This is a genomic window from Halomonas sp. ND22Bw, assembly GCF_003011945.1.
In the GTDB taxonomy this organism is placed as follows: domain Bacteria; phylum Pseudomonadota; class Gammaproteobacteria; order Pseudomonadales; family Halomonadaceae; genus Halomonas; species Halomonas halophila.
Map to the genome: position 1 here is coordinate 24822 of NZ_PXWD01000016.1, position 20013 is coordinate 44834.

Genomic DNA, 20013 nt, shown 5'->3' on the forward strand with positions numbered 1-20013 from the left:
CTGATCGATGGCGGGGCCAGGGCCCCGGAACGAGAACGCCCCCGCGGCGTGAGCCACGGGGGCGTTCGGCTCAATGACCGCTCGCTTAGAGCTCGTCGGTCTCGGCTTCCTCGGCCTCGAAGGCGGCCTTCTCTTCCGGGGTGATCTCCTTGATGGTCAGCTTCACCCGGTTGCGGTTGTCGATGTCGAGCACCTTGACCACGGCCTCGTCACCCTCGTTGAGGAAATCACGCACGTCATTGACGCGCTCGGGCACGATCTGAGAGATGTGCACCAGGCCATCGGTGCCGGGCATGATGTTGACGAAGGCGCCGAAGTCGGCGATGCGCACCACCTTGCCGCGATAGAGCTTGCCGATTTCCGGCTCGGCGGTGATCGCCAGCACGGTGTCGATGGCCGCCTTGGCCGCCGACTTCTCCTCGGCGTAGATGCGCACGGTGCCGTCGTCGTCCAGGTCGATGGAGGCGCCGGTGTCCTCGCAGATCTTGCGGATGGTGGCGCCGCCCTTACCGATGACGTCGCGGATCTTCTCCGGGTCGATCTTGATGGTGGCCATGGAGGGCGCGTTGTCGGACACCTCCTCGCGGCTCTTGGCGATCACGGTGTTCATCTGCTCGAGGATGCTCAGGCGGGCCTCGTTGGCCTGCTGGAGCGCCTGCTCCATGATCTCCTCGTTGATGCCCTCGATCTTGATGTCCATCTGCAGGGCGGTGACGCCCTCGGCGGAACCGGCCACCTTGAAGTCCATGTCGCCGAGGTGGTCCTCGTCGCCGAGGATGTCGGTCAGCACGGCGTAGCCGTCATCGTCCTTGACCAGGCCCATGGCGATGCCGGCCACCGGGGCCTTCATCGGCACGCCGGCGTCCATCAGGGCCAGCGAGGAGCCGCACACGGAGGCCATGGAGCTGGAGCCGTTGGACTCGGTGATCTCGGACACCACGCGGATGGTGTAGGGGAAGTCGTCCTCGTTCGGCAGCATGGCCTGGACGCCGCGGCGGGCCAGGCGGCCGTGGCCGATCTCGCGACGCTTGGGACCGCCCATGAAGCCGGCCTCGCCCACGCTGTAGGGAGGGAAGTTGTAGTGCAGCAGGAAGCGGTCCTTGCGCTCGCCTTCCAGCGACTCGATCAGCTGGGCGTCGCGCAGGGTGCCAAGGGTGGCCACGACCACGGCCTGGGTCTCGCCGCGGGTGAAGACGGCGGAGCCGTGGGTCTTGGGCAGGCTGCCGACCTCGATGTCCAGCGGACGCACGGTCTTGTGGTCGCGGCCGTCGATGCGCGGCTCGCCCTGGATGACGCGGGAGCGCACGACGCGCTTCTCGAGACCGGCGAAGGCGCCCTTGACCTCGTCGGCGGCGAACTGGCCTTCTTCTTCACCGGCCAGCTGGGCCACGGCCTCGTCCTTCAGCGCGGACAGGGCATCCTGGCGGGCCATCTTGTCGGTGATCCGATAGGCCTCGCCGACCTTGGCCTCGAAGCCCAGCGCCACGGCGTCCTTGAGGGCGGTGTTCTCGGCGGCCGGCTGCCAGTCCCAGCGCGGCTTGCCGGCCTCGGCGACCAGCTCGTTGATGGCGGAGACGGCGACCTGCATCTCCTGGTGGCCGTAGAGCACGGCGCCCAGCATCTCGTCCTCGAGCAGCTCGCTGGCCTCGGACTCGACCATCAGCACGGCCTTCTCGGTGCCGGCGACGACCATGTTCAGCTCGGAGCTGGCGAGCTCCTCGACGCTGGGGTTGAGGAAGTAGCCCTTGTCCTCGGTGAAGCCGACGCGGGCGGCGCCGATCGGGCCGTTGAAGGGCACGCCGGAGACGGCCAGGGCGGCGGAGGTACCGATCATGGCGGCGATGTCCGGGTCCTGGTTACGGTCGGCGGAGAGCACCGTGCAGATGACCTGGACCTCGTTCATGAAGCCCTTCGGGAACAGCGGGCGGATCGGGCGATCGATCAGCCGCGAGGTGAGGGTCTCTTTCTCGGTGGGCCGCCCCTCACGCTTGAAGAAGCCGCCGGGAATCTTGCCGACAGAGTAGGTCTTCTCCTGGTAGTGGACGGACAGCGGGAAGAACGGCTGGGCGGGATTGACGTCCTTTTTCGCCACCACGGTGCACAGCACCACGGTGTCGTCCATGGTGACCATCACGGCACCGGAGGCCTGGCGGGCGATGCGCCCGGTTTCCAGGGTGACGGTGCTGCGACCGTACTCAAACGTTTTCTTGACCGGGTTCACGGCGACTTCCTTCAGCTTTTCGATTCATGTTCGGGTCGTTTCGACTCGGCGACCATTTTAGGGGGTGTCGCCCGGCGCGGCCACCAGGGGGTGAGATTTCCGCGTCCTGCGTCGTCACCAGCCATCGAGGCAGCGCCATAAACGCGAAACGGGCAGCCCCGGAGGGCTGCCCGTTTCACGTCTACGTCGAGAAAAGGAGGAATTCGCGTTGCGAGCGACGAGAGACTGGTCGCCGCCGGAGCGCAGGAACCGGAATGTAGCCTGCTACATGAGGATTCCGAGCACCGCCGACGGCCAGGCTATCGAGCGCAGTAGCGAATTACCCTTTTCCTTAGCGACGCAGGCCGAGGCGCTGAATCAGGGACTGATAGCGCTCGAAGTCCTTGCGCTTCAGGTAGTCCAGCAGCTTGCGGCGCTGGTTGACCATGCGGATCAGGCCACGACGAGAGTGGTGATCCTGCTTGTTGGTCTTGAAGTGATCCTGCAGGCCGTCGATGTTGGCGGTCAGCAGGGCCACCTGCACCTCGGGGGAACCGGTGTCGTTGTCGCCACGGCCGTATTCGTTGACGATCTCGGCCTTCTGCTCAGCGGTCAGTGCCATCTGTTTCTCCAGTTCAGCAATATGCCTGAATGATGTGAATGTCGGAGACCACGCATATTTGCAGTCTCCACGCCGGCCCCGAAGGGCCGGATCATGCCGAGTCCGCCTCGGCGGTGCTCAGCAGGCGGCGCGGGGCGATCTCCCCCGCCGCTCTCACCACGCCGAGCCCCAGAAAGGTCTCGTCGCGGTAGAGTCTGGCCAGGCCGTCGACCGGCAGTTCACCGGTGTCGCACCTGGCGCTCTGGCCATGCAGCAGGCGGCTGGCCGCCGCCTCGTCCAGGGCCAGCCTGGGCAGGTCGGCCACCAGCACGTCCACCGGCAGCAGCACGCCTTCGCGTGCGGCCTGATCCGGCAGCGCCTCGAGGGCCTCCGGCGTCAGCATGCCGTCGGCGCCGAAAGGGCCGGTGGCCAGCCGTCGCAGGACGCTGATATGGGCGCCGCAGCCGAGCGCCTCGCCGATGTCCTCGGCCAGGGTCCGGATGTAGGTGCCCTTGCTGACCCGCACCTCGAGTTCGAAGGCCGTGCCCTCGAACGAGAGAAGGCGCGCATCATACACCGTCACGCGACGCACTGCACGCTCCACGCTCTTGCCCTCGCGGGCCAGCTCGTAGAGCTTGCGCCCCTGGTGCTTGAGCGCCGAATACATCGGCGGCACCTGGTCGATCTCGCCGGTGAAGCGCTCGAGCACGCCGCGCAGGTCGGCCTCCTCGAGGGGCGGCACCTCGCGACGCTCGACCACCTCGCCCTCGGCGTCGCCGGAGTCGGTGATCGTCCCGAGTTCGACCCGGGTGCGATACGCCTTGTCGGCGTCGAGCAGGAAGGCCGAGAACTTGGTCGCCTCGCCGAAGCACACCGGCAACAGCCCGGTGGCCATCGGATCGAGGGTGCCGGTGTGGCCGGCCTTCTGCGCCTGGAACAGGCGCCGGGCCCGCTGCAGCGCGTGGTTGCTGGACGCGCCCTGAGGCTTGTCCAGCAGCAGCACGCCGTTCACCGGCAGTCCGCGACGGCGACGCGCCATCAGTCGCGCTCTCCCTCACCGCGCTCGCCGTCGCCACCCTCGGTCTCGTCGTCGTGACGGTCGCGATCGCTCGCCACCGCCTCGTCGATCAGCGAGGACAGCTGCTGACCGCGCACCACGCTCTCGTCGAAGTGGAAGCGCAGCTCCGGCACGTGACGCAGCTTGATGCGACGGGCGATCTGCCCGCGCAGGAAACCGGCGGCACGCTTGAGCACGCCGAGGTTTTCCTTGATGCGCTCGGCATCCTGCTCGCCGAGCAGCGTCACGTAGACGTCGGCATAGCCGAGGTCACGGCTGACCGTGACCCCGCTGACGGTGACCATGCCCAGGCGCGGATCCTTGATCTCGCGCTGGATGAGTACCGCCAGCTCCTTCTGGAGCTGGTCGGCTACCCGGTCGGTACGCTTGAACTCGCGCATGATCGGCTCCTCGCGGTCAGAGCGTCCGCTCGACCTTGACCTGATCGAAGACCTCGATCTTGTCGCCGACCTGGACGTCGTTGTAGTTCTTCACGCCGATACCGCACTCGATACCGTTGCGAACCTCGTTGACGTCGTCCTTGTAGCGGCGCAGGGACTCGAGCTCGCCCTCGTAGATCACCACGTTCTCGCGCAGCACGCGGATCTTCTTGTGGCGATAGACGGTGCCCTCGACCACCATGCAGCCGGCGACGGCGCCGATCTTCGGTGCCTTGAAGACGTCGCGAACCTCGGCCACGCCGACGATCTCTTCCTTCCACTCCGGCGCGAGCATACCGCTCATCGCCTGCTTGACCTCGTCGATCAGCTGGTAGATGACGCTGTAGTAGCGCAGGTCGAGACCCTCGCGCTCGATGATCTCGCGAGCGGCGGCGTCGGCACGCACGTTGAAGCCGACCACGATGGCGTCACTGGCGAGTGCCAGGTTGGCGTCGGTACCGGTGATACCGCCCACGCCGGAGGACACCACGGCGACCTGCACTTCGTCGGTCGACAGCTCTTCGAGCGCGCCCTTGATGGCCTCCAGGGAGCCCTGGACGTCGGCCTTGAGGACGATGTTGACCTTGGCGACCTCTTCCTGGCCCATCTGGGAGAACATGTTCTCCAGCTTGGCCTTCTGCTGGCGAGCCAGGCGCACCTCGCGGTACTTGCCTTGACGGAAGTTGGCGACCTCGCGGGCCTTCTTCTCGTCGTCGAGGACCATGAAGTCGTCACCCGCTTCCGGGGTGCCGTCCAGGCCCTGGATCTCGACCGGCATGGCCGGACCGGCGTCGTCGACCTGCTGGCCGAGCTCGTTGATCAGCGCACGCACGCGGCCGTAGTGCAGGCCGGCGAGCACGATGTCGCCCTTCTTCAGGGTGCCGTTCTGGACCAGCACGGTGGCCACCGGGCCACGGCCCTTGTCCAGGCGGGACTCGACCACCACGCCCTTGCCGGGCGCCTCGGGGACGGCCTTGAGCTCGAGCACTTCGGAGACCAGCTGGATCGACTCGAGCAGGCCCTCGATGCCATCGCCGGACTTGGCGGAGACGTGCACGAACTGGGTGTCGCCACCCCACTCTTCCGAGATCACGCCGTGCTGGGACAGCTCGTTCTTGACCCGGTCCGGATCGGCGCCCTGCTTGTCGATCTTGTTGACCGCGACGACCATCGGCACGCCGGCGGCCTTCGAGTGCTCGATGGCCTCGATGGTCTGGGGCATGACGCCGTCATCGGCGGCCACGACCAGCACCACCACGTCGGTGGCCTTGGCACCGCGAGCACGCATGGCGGTGAACGCCGCGTGGCCCGGGGTATCGAGGAAGGTCACGCCACCGTGATCGTCCTCGACGTGGTAGGCGCCGATGTGCTGGGTGATGCCGCCGGCCTCGCCGGTGGCGACCTTGGCACGACGGATGTAGTCGAGCAGCGAGGTCTTGCCGTGGTCGACGTGACCCATGACGGTCACGACCGGCGAACGGGTGATCTCATCGCCTTCATAGGAGATGTTCTCGAGGACCTCGGTCTCCAGCGCATCGTCCTTGACCAGTTTGGGCTTGTGGCCCATTTCCTCGACCACGATGGCCGCGGTGTCCTGATCGATGGTCTGGTTGATGGTCACCGCCGCGCCCATGGTGAACATGGTCTTGATGACCTCGTTCGCCTTGATGGACATCTTGTCGGCCAGGTCGGCGACGCTGATCGACTCGGGGATGGAGACCTCGCGGACGATCGGCTGCGTCGGCTTCTGGAAGCCGTGCTTGCCGCCGCCCTGGCTGCCACCGCGGCGGCCGCCGCGACGCTCGGCGCGCTTGGCCTTCTTGCCGCCGCGACGACGCTCTTCGCGATCGCCACGGTCGTCCTCGCGCTCGTGACGGCCCTTCTTGCCGGCCTTCTTGCCGGCCGGTGCGGCGCGGCGGTCGGTGCGGCCCTCCTTCGGCGGGGCCGGCGGCTGCTCGGACGGCGCCGGGGTTTCCAGCTCCGGCACCGGGATCTCCGGCTCGGCCTTGGCGGCCGCCTCGGCGTCGGCCTTGGCCTTCTCGGCCTGGGCCTTTTCCTCGGCCGCGCGGGCCGCCTGCTCGGCGGCGCGCTGCTCTTCCTCGGCCTGACGCTTGGCTTCGGCCTCGGCCATGTCACCGACCAGCTGACGCGGACCGTGATCCTGCGACTTCGGCTCCTCGGCGGGCTTCTCTTCCTCGCGCTTGACGTAGGTGCGCTTCTTGCGGACCTGCACCTCGATGCTCTTGCCCCGGTCGCCGCTCTTGATGCGGCTGCGCGTCTTGCGGGTCAGGGTGATACGGTTCTTGGGCGCGGCCTTCTCGGCGCTCCCGCCGTGACTCTTGGTGAGGTAGTCCAGCAGCTGACGCTTGTCCTCTTCGGACACGGCGTCGCCCTCGGACTTGTGCTCGAGCCCGGCTTCTTTCATCTGTTCCAGCAGGCGGGGCACTTCACGCCCCACCTTCGCTGCAAAATCCTTAACGGTCATTTCTGACATTACGACCCTCCTCAGCCCGTGACCCGTTTACTGTTCGCTCTCGAACCAAGGCGCACGGGCAGTCATGATCAGTGCCGCGGCGCGCTCCTCGTCCAGTTCCTCGATATCCGTCAAATCGTCGACGGACTGTTCGGCGAGGTCCTCCATGGTCTTGATGCCCCGGCTGGCCAGGATATAGGCCAAGTGACGCTCCATGCCGTCCATCTCAAGCAGGTCGTCGGCCGGTTCGGCACCGTCGAGCTCCTCTTCGGAAGCAATGGCCAGGTTCAGCAGCTCGTCCTTGGCACGAGCGCGCAGCTCCTCGACGAGATCCTCGTCGAACTCTTCGATCTCCAGCATTTCCTCCGCCGGGACATAGGCGACCTCCTCCAGGGAGGTGAAGCCTTCCTCGACGAGCAGGCGTGCCACGTCGTCGTCGATGTCCAGGTGCTGGATGAAATGCTCGACCAGGCTATCGACCTCCTGGTCGCGCTTGGCCTCGGCGTCGGCTTCGGTCATGACGTTGAGACGCCAGCCGGTGAGCTCGGAGGCCAGGCGCACGTTCTGGCCGCTACGGCCGATGGCCTGGGCCAGGTTGTCCTCGGCGACCGCCACGTCCATGGCGTGGGAATCCTCGTCGACGAGAATCGAGGCGACATCCGCCGGCGCCATGGCGTTGATCACCAGCTGGGCCGGGTTGTCGTCCCACAGCACGATGTCCACGCGCTCGTTCTGGAGCTCGGTGGACACCGCCTGGACCCGGGAGCCGCGCATGCCCACGCAGGCGCCGACCGGATCGATGCGGCGGTCGTTGGTCTTGACCGCGATCTTGGCCCGCGAGCCCGGATCGCGGGCCGCGCCCTTGATCTCGATGAGCTGCTCGGCGATTTCCGGCACCTCGATGCTGAACAGTTCGATGATCAGCTCGGGGCAGGTCCGCGACAGGATCAGCTGGGCGCCGCGGGCCTCCGGATCGACCTTGGTCAGCAGCGCGCGGACGCGCTCGTTCATGCGGTAGCGCTCGCCCGGGATCATCTCGCTGCGCGGCAGGAAGGCCTCGGCGTTCTCGCCGAGGTCGATGATCAGGCCATCGCGTGTCGTCTTCTTGACGATGCCGGCGACCAGTTCGCCCTCGCGGTCGGCATAGAGGCGCACCACCTCGGCCCGCTCGGCCTCGCGCACCTTCTGCACGATGACCTGCTTGGCGGTCTGGGCCGCGATGCGACCGAAGGCGGCGTTCTCGATCTGTTCCTCGACCACGTCACCGAGGCCCAGCGGCGGATCGCGACGCTCGGCGTAGCTCAGCTTGATCTGGGCGTCCGGGCCGTCGAAGTCGTCGTCCTCGACGACCTCCCAGCGGCGGAACGTCTCGTAGTCGCCGGTGATGCGGTCGATATGGACCCGCACGCTGGCTTCCTCGTCCTCGAAGCGCTTGCGTGACGCGCTGGCCAGCGCCGCCTCGACGGCCTCGAAGATCACCTCGCGGGGGACACCCTTTTCGTTGGAGATCGCGTCGACGACCGCCAGAATCTCTTTACTCATGCCTTAGCCTCGCCAGTAAACCCGTCCTTGTGCATCGACCTCAGTCTTCGAACTGCGGCACGACCCGCGCCTGATCGATGCTCTCGATGGGAAAGCAGTATTCCTCGTCGTCGAGCCGCACCAGCACCTCATCGTTCTCGACGCCGGCCAGCAGGCCCTGGAACTTGCGCCGCCCATCGAACGGCACCCGCAGCTTCACCGCCACCTTGTGGCCGGCATAGCGCGCGAACTGCTCGAGGGTGAACAGGGGGCGATCCATCCCCGGAGAGGACACCTCGAGCCGATATTCACCGCTGATGGGATCCTCGACGTCGAACACCGCACTGACCTGGCGGCTGACGTCGGCGCAATCATCCACGCTCACGCCATCGGCGTGATCGATGTAGATCACCAGACGAGAGTGTTTGCCCTGGGACAGATAGTCGGTGCCCCACAGCTCGAACCCCATGGCCGAGACCACCGGTTCGATCAGCGCGTGCAGCGCAGCATCCTTGGTTGCCACGGAAGAAAGCTCCTACAGCCGTTGCATCAGGCACCTGGCCGGGAGTGAACAGGAGAGTCAGGTGGCTGATTGGCGTTGCCCGGATCAGCGCCGCCGATGCTTGTCGGCGAGCTGGCCGCTAACAAAAAGCCCCTTCACAGGAAGGGGCTTTTCAAGAAACCTGTATACCACTTCTCGACGCCTGGCATGCCCCTCAAGGGTCCTGCATGCCCGACAGGAAGATGGTAGCGGGGACCGGATTTGAACCGATGACCTTCGGGTTATGAGCCCGACGAGCTACCAGACTGCTCCACCCCGCATCAATCTAGGTCGGTGATTCTATGCTGACTCGGCGCTTCCGTCAAGCCGCATCACACCGTTTCGCCAATCCTGCGATGAAGATCCGATGCTCGGCGATGAGATCGCCAGACCGGCTTCAGGAATGGTGCCGAAGGCGGGACTTGAACCCGCACGGCCGTAAGGCCACTACCCCCTCAAGATAGCGTGTCTACCAATTCCACCACTTCGGCATCAGGGGAGGCCAGATTCGCGGCTCAGTTGCTGCCGCTGTCCTCTAGCACTGGCGCAGTATTATCCATACCCGATGACCCTTCGTCAAGGGACGGCACGGCATTTTGCTGCTGTTCGATCAGCTCGGCATCGGGAATGCCCGTCTCTTCCGGCGCCTGACCGGCCTGGGAGGCGAAATACGCCAGGGCCAGGGAGGTGACGAAGAAGGCCGCGGCCAGCAGCCCGGTGGCGCGCGACAGGAAATTGCCGCTGCCGCTGGAGCCGAACACGGTCTGGGAGGCACCGCCACCGAAGGAGGCACCGGCGTCGGCGCCCTTGCCCTGCTGCAGCAGGATCAGGACGACCAGGGCGATGGCGATCGCCACATGGATCATGAGAATGGCAACTTGCATGGTTATCAACCTGCTGACTGGCAAATGGCTAGGAATTCGTCGACGTTCAGGGAAGCGCCGCCAATGAGACCGCCGTCGATGTCCGGCTGCGCGAGCAGCTCGGCGGCGTTGGCGGCCTTCATGCTGCCGCCGTAGAGCACCTGGGTATCGGCGGCGAGCCCGGCGTCGTAGCGCGCAAGACGCGCACGGATGGCGCCGTGGACCGCCTGGGCCTGCGCCGGTGTCGCGGTGCGGCCGGTGCCGATGGCCCACACCGGCTCGTAGGCGAGCACCAGCCGGGCGCGCTCGTCCGCGCCGAGCGCATCGAACACCGCCTCGAGCTGACCGAGCACCACCGCCTCGGTGCGGCCGGCATCGCGCTCCTCGAGGGTCTCGCCCAGGCACAGCACCGGGGCGAGCCCCAGGTCGAGCGCGGCGCGCACGCGGGCCAGCACGGCGTCATCGTCCTCGCCGAACAGCGTGCGCCGCTCGGAGTGGCCGACCAGCACCATCCGGGCGCCGCAGTCGCGCAGCATCTCGCCGCTGACCTCGCCGGTGAAGGCCCCGGAAGGCCGGTCGCTCAGCGTCTGGGCACCGAGGGCCAGCGGCGTGCCCTCGAAGGCGCGGCTCGCGGCGTCCAGATAAGGGAAAGGCACCATCAGCGCCACCGCCACGCTCTCCGGCAGCTCGGCATCGCCGAAGGCACGACCGAAGTCGTCGACCAGCGCGCGGGACCCGTTCATCTTCCAGTTGCCGGCGATCAGCGGCGTAGGCATGCAGCTTCCCTCTTTCAAGGTGGAGCGAAATGGTATAGGAGCGGCCCTGTCAAGACAACCGACCTAGGTCAGCAGCCCCTCGACGTCGGCCGCCAGCCGACGAGCCAGGCCGTCGACGTCCAGGTGCGGCCGCCCTTCGACCATCACCCGGATCAGCGGCTCGGTACCGGAGGGGCGCAGCAGCACCCGCCCCTGGTCGCCGAGCTCGGTCTCGACGGCGGCCACCGCGGACTTGAGCGAGGCCTCGTCCATCAGCGCCCGGGCGTCGGTGCCCGGCGTCAGGCGCACGTTGACCAGCGCCTGGGGCGCCTTCTCCAGCCCGTCGAGCAGCCGCCCCAGCGGCTTGCCCTCGCGCACCATGATGGCCAGCACCTGCAGGGCGGAGACGATGCCGTCGCCGGTGGTCTGGACGTGACCGCAGACGATATGCCCCGACGATTCGCCGCCGAGCTGCCAGCCGTTGGCGTCCAGGCGCTCCATGACGTAGCGGTCGCCGACCTTGGCCCGCTCGAAGGGCACGCCCATCGTCTCCAGCGCGGCGGCCAGGCCGAAGTTGCTCATCAGGGTGCCGACCACGCCGCCGCCGAGCTCGCCGCGGGAGTGGCGATCGCGGGCGATCATGTAGAGGATGTCGTCGCCGTCGATCTCGCGCCCCTCGGCGTCGACCATCAGTACCCGGTCGCCGTCGCCGTCGAAGGCCACGCCCAGGTCGGCGCCGCTGCGGATCACCGCAGCACGCAGCGCGGCGGGATGGGTGGAGCCGACCTCATGGTTGATGTTGAGACCGTCCGGCTCGGCGCCGATCACCTCGACCCTGGCGTCCAGCTCGCGGAACACGCTGGGCGCGATGTGATAGGTGGCGCCGTGAGCGCAGTCGATCACCATCTTCAGGCCGTGCAGGTCGACACGATCGGGAATGGTCGACTTGCAGAACTCGATGTAGCGGCCGGCGGCGTCGTCGGCACGCCGCACCTTGCCCAGGGCATCGGGTGCCACCGTGGTCAGCGGCTCCTCGAGCATGGCCTCGATGCGCTCCTCGACGGCATCACCGAGCTTGGTGCCGGCGGCGGAGAAGAACTTGATGCCGTTGTCGGCGAAGGGGTTGTGCGAGGCCGAGATGACGATCCCGGCGCTGGCGCGGAAGGCCCGCGTCAGGTAGGCGATGCCCGGGGTCGGCATCGGGCCGAGCAGGATCACGTCGACCCCGGCGGCAGACAGGCCGGCCTCCAGGGCCGACTCGAACATGTAGCCGGAGATACGGGTGTCCTTGCCGATCACCACCCGCGGCCGCCCGCCCTTCTCCGCCAGCACCCGGCCAGTGGCCCAGCCCAGCTTGAGCATGAAGTCGGCGGTGATGGGCGGCTCGCCCACCGTGCCGCGAATGCCGTCGGTCCCGAAATAGCGCCTAGTCATGGTCGCAACCCTCCTTGAGTACGGCCCAGGCCATGTTGATCGCATCCACGTGGGGCGCCACGTCATGGACGCGAAGAATCCGTGCGCCGCGCTCGACGGCCAGGGCCGACAGCGCCAGACCGCCGTGGAGCCGCTCCTCCACCGGGCGATCCAGCACCTTGCCGATCATGCTCTTGCGTGACATGCCCACCAGCAGCGGCAGGCCGAGTGCCTCCAGACGCTCCATGCGATGGAGCAGGCGCAGGTTGTGCTCGACGCTCTTGGCGAAGCCGAAGCCGGGATCGAGAATCAGCCGCTCGCGACGCAGGCCGGCGGCCTCGCACTCCGCCACCCGGCGCTCGAGGAAGTCGGCTACTGCCTCCTCCACCGGCACGTCGTAGTGGGGCGCGTCCTGCATGTCGCTGGGCTCGCCGAGCATGTGCATCACGCACACCGGCAGGCCGCTGGCGGCGGCGGCGCGCAGGGCGCCCTCGCGACGCAGGTTGCGCACGTCGTTGAGCAGGCCGGCGCCGGCCTCGGCCGAGGCGGTCATCACCTCGGGGGCGCTGGTGTCCACCGAGACCAGGGCATCGAACTCGCGCACCAGCGCCTCGACCACCGGCACCACACGATCGAGCTCCTGCTGCACCGGCACCGCCGCGGCGCCGGGACGCGTGGACTCGCCGCCCACGTCGATGATCGCCGCCCCCTCGGCCAGCATCCGCTCGGCGCGGCGCAGGGCGTCGTCGAGGGCGTTGTGGCGACCGCCGTCGGAGAAGGAGTCGGGAGTGACGTTGAGGATCCCCATCACGCGGGGAAAGGAGAGGTCGAGCCGCTGCCGGCCACACTGCAGGGAAGTGGGAACGCTGTTGTGCATCGTTGTCCTGAAGCTGTTCGGGTGGCGGGGAGCGGTCTCCCCGCCACGGCAAGGGCGCCCCGCAGGGCGCCCGTTGATCGTCTCGCTCGCGAGGGGTCAGCTGCCGGCCGGACCGCCGAGGGGGTCGGAGGGACGGCGGCCCGGGGATTCCTCCTCGTCGTCGCCGTCATCGCCCTTGGCATCCTCCTGGGGCGCCTCGCCGATCGGCGCACCGGGGCCGGGGCCGTCGTCGTCCCAGCCCTTGGGCGGACGCGGGGTGCGGCCGTCCATGATGTCCTTGAGCTGGTCGGCGTCGATGGTCTCGTACTGCACCAGCGCCTCGGCCATGGCATCCAGCTTGTCGCGGTTGTCCTCGAGGATCTGCTTGGCCTGGGCGTAGCACTCGTCGATGATGCGACGCACTTCCTTGTCGAGCTTGGTGACCGTCTCGCCGGACTTGAGCTTGCCGCCGCTCTGGCCCGGGCCGCCGAGGAACTGGTGGGACTCGTCCTCGTCGTACATGATCGGGCCCATTTCCTCCGACAGGCCCCACTTGGCCACCAGATTGTGGGCCAGCTCGGTGGCGCGCTTGATGTCGTTGGAGGCCCCGGTGGTCACGCCGTTCGGGCCCAGCGTCATCTCCTCGGCGAGACGGCCGCCGTACAGCGAGCAGATCTGGCTGATGATCTGCTGACGCGACAGGCTGTAGCGATCCTCCTCGGGGAGGAACATGGTCACGCCCAGCGCGCGGCCGCGCGGGATGATGGTGACCTTGTAGACCGGGTCGTGCTCGGGCATCACCAGGCCGATGATGGCGTGGCCCGATTCGTGATAGGCGGTATTGAGCTTGTCCTTCTCGGTCATGACCATGGAACGGCGCTCGGCGCCCATCATGATCTTGTCCTTGGCCAGCTCCAGCTCCTCCATGCCCACCAGGCGCTTGTTGCGACGGGCCGAGAACAGTGCCGCCTCGTTGACCAGGTTGGCCAGGTCGGCGCCGGAGAAGCCCGGGGTACCGCGAGCGATCAGCGACGGCTTGACGTCGTCGCCCAGCGGCACCTTGCGCAGGTGCACGTTGAGGATGTGCTCACGACCGCGGATGTCGGGCAGCGGCACGGTGACCTGGCGGTCGAAGCGGCCCGGACGCAGCAGCGCCGGGTCGAGCACGTCGGGACGGTTGGTGGCGGCGATGACGATGATGCCCTCGTTGGCCTCGAAGCCGTCCATCTCGACCAGCAGCTGGTTCAGGGTCTGCTCGCGCTCGTCGTTGCCGCCGCCCATGCCGGCGCCACGCGAGCGGCCCACGGCATCGATCTCGTCGATGAAGATGATGCAGGGCGCCTGCTTCTTGGCCTGCTCGAACATGTCGCGCACGCGCGAGGCGCCCACGCCGACGAACATCTCGACGAAGTCGGAGCCGGAGATCGAGAAGAACGGCACCTTGGCCTCGCCGGCGATCGACTTGGCCAGCAGCGTCTTGCCGGTACCGGGCGGGCCGACCATCAGCACGCCGCGGGGGATGGTGCCGCCCAGTCGCTGGAACTTGGTCGGATCGCGCAGGAAGTCGACCAGTTCCTCGACCTCCTCCTTGGCCTCGTCGCAGCCGGCCACGTCGGCGAAGGTGGTCTTGATCTGGTCCTGGGACAGCAGCTTGGCCTTGGACTTGCCGAAGCTCATCGGGCCGCCCTTGCCGCCACCGCCCCCCTGCATCTGGCGCATGAAGAACATGAAGATGGCGAGGATCAGCAGGATCGGGAAGCTGGCGATCAGCAGCCGCGTCCACAGGCTCTGCTGCTCGGGCTCCTGGCCGATCACGGTGACGTCGTGGGCCAGCAGATCATCCATCAGCTTGGGATCTTCCGCCGCCGGGCGGATGGTCTGGAACTGGGAGCCGTCCTTGCGCTCGCCATTGATGGTATAGCCATCGATGGTCACGCTCCGGACCTGCTCGTTCTGCACCTGCTCGACGAACTGGGAATAGTTCATCGTCTGCGGTGTATTCTCGACGCTGAAGTTGTTGAACACCGTCAGCAGCACCGCCGCGATGACCAACCACAGAATCAGGTTCTTCGCCATGTCGTTCAAGGGACTACCCTCAATTGCAAGAATCTGTCGGCCGTAACCACCTGGCCCTTCGACACTACCCTACCACGCCCGTTCGCTGGCAGGGCCCAAGGTGCGGCTCCTGTCTCCACTGTGACACAGACACGCGATGATGTCCGGCCATGGCGTCCTTAGCCTGACGCTATCGATGCGCCTTCATCGGCGCCCCCACGGCGCTCAGCCGCGAAACCCTTCCGCCAGCAGGTAGACCTCGCGGGAACGCGCCCGGGACGCTTCCGGCTTGCGGGTCACCACCCGCTTGAAGCTGCCGCGCAGCTCCTTCAGATATTCGTCGAAGCCTTCGCCCTGGAAGACCTTGGCCAGGAAGGTGCCGCCGGGGGACAGGGTCTGACGCGCCAGGTCCAGGGCCAGCTCCACCAGATACATGGCCTGGGGCTGGTCGATGGCGGCCATCCCACTCATATTGGGGGCCATGTCCGACATCACAAGGTCGACCGGACGATCGCCGAGGCGGCCGAGGATCTCGTCGAGCACGGCCTCCTCGGTGAAGTCGCCCTGCACGAAATCGACCCCGGCCAGGGCATCCATCTCGAGGATATCGGAGGCGATGACGACGCCATTGTCGCCGACCTTCTCGGCGGCGATCTGGCTCCAGCCGCCGGGGGCCGCCCCCAGGTCGATGATCGTCATGCCGGGACGCAGCAGCTTGTCCTTCTCATCCAGCGCCAGCAGCTTGTAGCTGGCCCGCGAGCGATAGCCGTCCTGCCAGCTCTGCTGGACGTAGCGGTCGTCGAAGTGTTCCTTCAGCCAGCCGGCGCTGCTCTTGCTGGCGCCGCGCCGCTTGGAGCCCTTGTCCCGGGCGTCATGGGAAGATGCCACGGCATCACCTGTGAGAAATCTGGATGACAGGGGGTCGAGCGGATTCCGATAAACGGGGATGGGGAAGCTGACCTTGCGGGCCGGTCGAGGAGGCGGTGAGAGCCGGCCGCGCTTTCGCCGCGAGGCGATTCACCGTACCATGTGCGCTGCGCGCCAACCGGGAAGAAGCAAGATACCATGAGCTTGTCACAGGCACAAAAGAAAGCATTTCGCAGCATCGGCCACCATCTCGACCCCGTCGTCATGGTCTCCGAGAACGGCCTCAGCGAGGGCGTGCTCGCCGAACTCGACCGGGCGCTGACCGACCACGAACTGGTCAAGGTCAAGCTGGCGCTGGCCGAGCGCGAGGACCGCGCCGCCGTGCTGGAGGCCCTGGTCGCCGAGAGCGGCGCCGAGCTGGTGCAGAAGATCGGCAAGGTCGCCCTCTTCTACCGCCACAACCCCAAGGTCAATCCGAAGCTGTCCAACATCAAGCGCTTCGAGGAGCACCACGGCCGGCGCTGAGCCGCCACGCGCGACGGCCGCCAACGGTCTCGACGGGGCCCGCCCCATAACGAAACGCCCCCGCAGCGGATGCTGCGGGGGCGTTTTTCTTCAGCCGTGCGGCCCGCGGGCCGCACGCTGAATCACAGGTGCTCGACGCTGGAAATCTCGTACTCGACGTCGCCGCCGGGGGTACGCACCAGCACCACCTCTCCCTCTTCCTTGCCGATCAGGGCACGGGCGATGGGAGAGGTCACGGAGATCTGACCGGCCTTGATGTCGGCCTCGTCCTCGCCGACGATGCGGTAGGTCACCTCTTCGTCGGTATCGAGGTTCATCAGCTCCACGGTCACCCCGAAGATCACCTTGCCGGTCTTGGGCAGCTTGGTGACATCGATGACCTGTGCGTTGGACAGCTTGCCTTCGATCTCCTGGATACGCCCCTCGATGAAGCCCTGCTGTTCGCGGGCCGCATGATACTCGGCGTTTTCCTTGAGGTCGCCGTGCTCGCGCGCCTCGGCGATGGCCGCGATCACGTTCGGACGGGCCTCGCTCTTGAGGTGATCGAGCTCGTCGCGAAGACGCTGCTCACCGACGACGGTCATCGGGACCTTGTTCATTGACTGACTCCTGCATGCTGTTCCTGTAGCCGCCGCACGGTGATGGCATTGCCGTACTCGAGCGCCAGACAAACGGCCTTGGCCCCTGCCAGGGTGGTGGCATAGGGAACCTTGCGGGCGAGGGCGGTGCGACGGATCACCGAGGAATCATTGATGGCCTGACGGCCCTCGGTGGTATTGACGATGTAGGCGACCTCGTCGTTCTTGAGCAGATCGACGATGTGCGGACGACCCTCGTAGACCTTGTTCACGATCTCCACGGGCAGATCGGCCGCCTGAAGGGCCGCCGCCGTACCACGGGTCGCACAGAGGGTGAAGCCCAATGTTAACAGAGAACGGGCCACCTCGATAACACCCGCCTTGTCGGGCTCGCGCACGGACAGGAACGCCTTGCGCTCGCCCTCCAGCGACGGAATCGCCTCGCCGGCCCCCAGCTGCGCCTTGTAGAAGGCCTCGGCGAAGGTCTCGCCGGAGCCCATCACCTCGCCGGTGGACTTCATCTCCGGCGACAGGATCGGGTCGACGCCCGGGAACTTGTTGAACGGGAAGACCGCTTCCTTGACGCTGTAGGTCGTCGGCACGATCTCGGCCACGAAGCCCTGGTCGGCCAGGCTGATGCCGGCCATGCAGCGCGCCGCCACCTGGGCCAGCGAGGTACCGATGCACTTGGAGACGAAGGGCACGGTGCGCGAGGCGCGCGGATTGACCTCGATGACGTAGATCTCGCCGTCCTGCCAGGCCAGCTGCACGTTCATCAGGCCGTTGACGCCGAGCTCCACCGCCATGCGCTTGACCTGGTCGCGCATCTCGTCCTGCACGTCGGCCGGCAGCGAGTACGGCGGCAGCGCACAGGCGGAGTCGCCGGAGTGCACGCCGGCCTGCTCGATGTGCTGCATGATGCCGCCGATCACCACCTGCTGGCCGTCGGAAACGGCGTCGATGTCGACCTCGATGGCGGCGTTGAGGAAGTGGTCCAGCAGCACCGGCGAGTCGTTGGAGACCTTGACCGCGTGGGTCATGTAGTTCTCCAGCTCGGAGGCGTCGTAGACGATCTCCATGGCCCGGCCGCCGAGCACGTAGCTCGGGCGCACCACCAGCGGATAGCCGATCGCCTCGGCCTTGGCGAAGGCCTCGTCGAAGCTGCGCGCGGTGGCGTTGGGCGGCTGCTTGAGGCCCAGCTTGTCGATCATGGTCTGGAAGCGCTCGCGGTCCTCGGCGCGGTCGATGGCGTCCGGGGTGGTGCCGATGATCGGCACGCCGGCGGCCTCGAGCTCGCGGGCCAGCTTGAGCGGGGTCTGACCGCCGAACTGCACGATCACGCCGGCCGGCTGCTCCTTGTCGGCGATCTCCAGCACGTCCTCCAGGGTCACCGGCTCGAAGTAGAGGCGGTCGGAGGTGTCGTAGTCGGTGGAGACGGTCTCCGGGTTGCAGTTGACCATGATGGTCTCATAGCCGTCGTCGCGCATGGCGAGGGCGGCGTGGACGCAGCAGTAGTCGAACTCGATGCCCTGGCCGATGCGGTTCGGACCGCCGCCGAGCACCATGATCTTCTGCTTGTCGCTGACCTCGGCCTCGCACTCCTCTTCGTAGGTGGAGTACATGTAGGCGGTGTCGGAGGCGAACTCGGCCGCACAGGTGTCGACCCGCTTGTAGACCGGGCGGATGCCGGCTTTCTGGCGCGTCTTGCGGAACTCCTTCTCGGCCACGCCGAGCAGCGCCGCCAGGCGGGCGTCGGAGAAGCCCTTGCGCTTGAGCTGCCACAGGTCACGGGTGCTCAGCTCGGAGAGCGAGCGCCTGGCCAGGGCCTGCTCGGTCAGGATCAGGTCCTCGAGCTGGACCAGGAACCAGCGGTCGATGTTGGTCAGCGCGAACACGTCCTCGACGCTCATGCCGCTGCGCATGGCATCGGCGACGTAGAAGATGCGGTCGGCGCCGGCGGCCTGCAGCTCGCCCTTGATCTGCGCCATCGCCTCGTCGGTGAAGCGGGTGATCTTCGGATCGAGACCGTCGTTGCCGGTCTCCATGCCGCGCAGCGCCTTCTGCAGCGACTCCTGGAAGGTGCGGCCGATCGCCATCACCTCGCCCACCGACTTCATCTGGGTGGTCAGACGGTCGTTGGCCTGGGGGAACTTCTCGAAGGTGAAGCGCGGAATTTTGGTCACGACGTAGTCGATGGACGGCTCGAAGGACGCCGGGGTGCGACCGCCGGTGATGTCGTTCTGCAGCTCGTCCAGGGTGTAGCCGACGGCCAGCTTGGCGGCGATCTTGGCGATCGGGAAGCCGGTGGCCTTGGAGGCCAGCGCCGAGGAACGCGACACCCGCGGGTTCATCTCGATGACCACCACGCGGCCGGTCTTCGGGTCGACGCCGAACTGGACGTTGGAACCGCCGGTCTCGACGCCGATCTCGCGCAACACCGCCAGGGAGGCGTCGCGCATGTTCTGGTATTCCTTGTCGGTCAGCGTCTGGGCCGGGGCCACGGTGATGGAGTCACCGGTGTGCACGCCCATGGGATCGAAGTTCTCGATCGCGCAGACGATGATGCAGTTGTCGTTCTTGTCGCGAACGACCTCCATCTCGTATTCCTTCCAACCCAGCAGCGACTCGTCGATCAGCAGCTCGTGGTTGTTGGAGAGCTCGAAACCGCGGGTGCAGATCTCCTCGAACTCTTCCTTGTTGTAGGCCACGCCGCCGCCGGAGCCGCCCATGGTGTAGGACGGGCGGATGATGACCGGGAAGCCCAGCTCGCCCTGGATGCCCCAGGCCTCGTCCATGGTGTGGGCGACCTTGGCCTTGGGGCACTCCAGGCCGATGCGCTTCATGGCCTGGTCGAACAGGTCGCGGTCCTCGGCCATGTTGATGGCGTCGGCGTTGGCGCCGATCATCTCCACGCCGTGCTTGGCGAGCACGCCGTGCTTGTCCAGGTCGAGGGCGCAGTTGAGCGCGGTCTGGCCGCCCATGGTCGGCAGCACGGCATCGGGCTGCTCGGCCTCGATGATCTTCTCCACCGCCTGCCAGGTGATCGGCTCGATGTAGGTGGCGTCGGCCATCACCGGGTCGGTCATGATGGTGGCCGGGTTGGAGTTGACCAGGATGACCCGGTAGCCCTCTTCGCGCAGGGCCTTGCAGGCCTGGGCGCCGGAATAGTCGAACTCGCAGGCCTGGCCGATGACGATGGGGCCGGCGCCGATGATCAGGATGCTCTGGATGTCGGTACGTTTTGGCATGGTGCTTCCCGCAAAAAAGG

General features: G+C 66.9%; 16 protein-coding genes and 2 tRNA genes. 1 reads left to right on the forward strand and 17 read right to left on the reverse strand.

Going from position 1 to position 20013, the window contains the following annotated elements; genetic code table 11:
* Nucleotides 1–85: 85 nt before the first annotated feature.
* From pnp to rlmE, 15 genes are all read right to left on the reverse strand, one after another.
* On the reverse strand, nucleotides 86–2221 hold the full coding sequence (gene pnp / locus CVH10_RS15525; protein WP_181244425.1) for a polyribonucleotide nucleotidyltransferase: 2136 nt from the start codon (nucleotides 2219–2221) through the stop codon (nucleotides 86–88).
* A 331-nt stretch (nucleotides 2222–2552) separates the two neighbouring features.
* Nucleotides 2553–2822: a 30S ribosomal protein S15 gene (rpsO, locus tag CVH10_RS15530; protein ID WP_016853973.1), complete on the reverse strand. Its 270-nt coding sequence runs from the start codon at nucleotides 2820–2822 to the stop codon at nucleotides 2553–2555.
* Between the two features lie 91 nt (nucleotides 2823–2913).
* Entirely contained in the window at nucleotides 2914–3840 is a 927-nt protein-coding gene (gene truB / locus CVH10_RS15535; RefSeq protein WP_106489178.1) for a tRNA pseudouridine(55) synthase TruB, read from the reverse strand.
* Entirely contained in the window at nucleotides 3840–4259 is a 420-nt protein-coding gene (gene rbfA, locus CVH10_RS15540) for a 30S ribosome-binding factor RbfA (RefSeq protein WP_035592990.1), read from the reverse strand. Before rbfA ends, truB begins: the two co-directional genes overlap by 1 nt.
* A 16-nt stretch (nucleotides 4260–4275) precedes the next feature.
* Complete coding sequence (infB, locus tag CVH10_RS15545; protein ID WP_035592988.1) at nucleotides 4276–6792, reverse strand: translation initiation factor IF-2; 2517 nt, start codon at nucleotides 6790–6792, stop codon at nucleotides 4276–4278.
* Between the two features lie 27 nt (nucleotides 6793–6819).
* On the reverse strand, nucleotides 6820–8313 hold the full coding sequence (gene nusA, locus CVH10_RS15550; RefSeq protein WP_035592986.1) for a transcription termination factor NusA: 1494 nt from the start codon (nucleotides 8311–8313) through the stop codon (nucleotides 6820–6822).
* Nucleotides 8314–8353: 40 nt separating this feature from the next.
* On the reverse strand, nucleotides 8354–8815 hold the full coding sequence (rimP, locus tag CVH10_RS15555) for a ribosome maturation factor RimP (RefSeq protein ID WP_035592985.1): 462 nt from the start codon (nucleotides 8813–8815) through the stop codon (nucleotides 8354–8356).
* 222 nt (nucleotides 8816–9037) lie between these two features.
* Nucleotides 9038–9114 (reverse strand) — tRNA-Met (locus tag CVH10_RS15560).
* Between the two features lie 123 nt (nucleotides 9115–9237).
* A tRNA-Leu gene (locus CVH10_RS15565) sits at nucleotides 9238–9324 on the reverse strand.
* A gap of 24 nt (nucleotides 9325–9348) precedes the next feature.
* Nucleotides 9349–9717 (reverse strand): preprotein translocase subunit SecG, encoded by a 369-nt coding sequence (gene secG / locus CVH10_RS15570; protein WP_035592984.1) that lies wholly within the window; start codon nucleotides 9715–9717, stop codon nucleotides 9349–9351.
* 5 nt (nucleotides 9718–9722) lie between these two features.
* Entirely contained in the window at nucleotides 9723–10472 is a 750-nt protein-coding gene (tpiA, locus tag CVH10_RS15575) for a triose-phosphate isomerase (protein ID WP_106489179.1), read from the reverse strand.
* Nucleotides 10473–10535: 63 nt separating this feature from the next.
* The gene (gene glmM, locus CVH10_RS15580) at nucleotides 10536–11885 is read right to left on the reverse strand and encodes a phosphoglucosamine mutase (RefSeq protein ID WP_035592982.1); all 1350 of its coding nucleotides are present in this window, start codon (nucleotides 11883–11885) and stop codon (nucleotides 10536–10538) included.
* Entirely contained in the window at nucleotides 11878–12672 is a 795-nt protein-coding gene (gene folP / locus CVH10_RS15585; protein WP_106489188.1) for a dihydropteroate synthase, read from the reverse strand. The genes glmM and folP overlap by 8 nt, the downstream gene beginning before the upstream one ends.
* Before the next feature lie 165 nt (nucleotides 12673–12837).
* On the reverse strand, nucleotides 12838–14805 hold the full coding sequence (ftsH, locus tag CVH10_RS15590; RefSeq protein ID WP_035592979.1) for an ATP-dependent zinc metalloprotease FtsH: 1968 nt from the start codon (nucleotides 14803–14805) through the stop codon (nucleotides 12838–12840).
* A gap of 195 nt (nucleotides 14806–15000) precedes the next feature.
* A complete protein-coding gene (gene rlmE / locus CVH10_RS15595) occupies nucleotides 15001–15663 on the reverse strand; it encodes a 23S rRNA (uridine(2552)-2'-O)-methyltransferase RlmE (protein WP_035592978.1) in 663 nt (220 codons plus the stop codon).
* A 177-nt stretch (nucleotides 15664–15840) separates the two neighbouring features.
* Between rlmE and yhbY the strand changes: the two genes are divergently transcribed.
* Nucleotides 15841–16167 (forward strand): ribosome assembly RNA-binding protein YhbY, encoded by a 327-nt coding sequence (gene yhbY, locus CVH10_RS15600; RefSeq protein WP_035592977.1) that lies wholly within the window; start codon nucleotides 15841–15843, stop codon nucleotides 16165–16167.
* A gap of 122 nt (nucleotides 16168–16289) precedes the next feature.
* Here the strand turns inward: yhbY and greA are convergent, their stop codons facing one another.
* Complete coding sequence (gene greA, locus CVH10_RS15605; RefSeq protein WP_035592976.1) at nucleotides 16290–16766, reverse strand: transcription elongation factor GreA; 477 nt, start codon at nucleotides 16764–16766, stop codon at nucleotides 16290–16292.
* Complete coding sequence (gene carB / locus CVH10_RS15610; RefSeq protein ID WP_106489180.1) at nucleotides 16763–19993, reverse strand: carbamoyl-phosphate synthase large subunit; 3231 nt, start codon at nucleotides 19991–19993, stop codon at nucleotides 16763–16765. Before carB ends, greA begins: the two co-directional genes overlap by 4 nt.
* Between the last annotated feature and the right edge of the window lie 20 nt (nucleotides 19994–20013).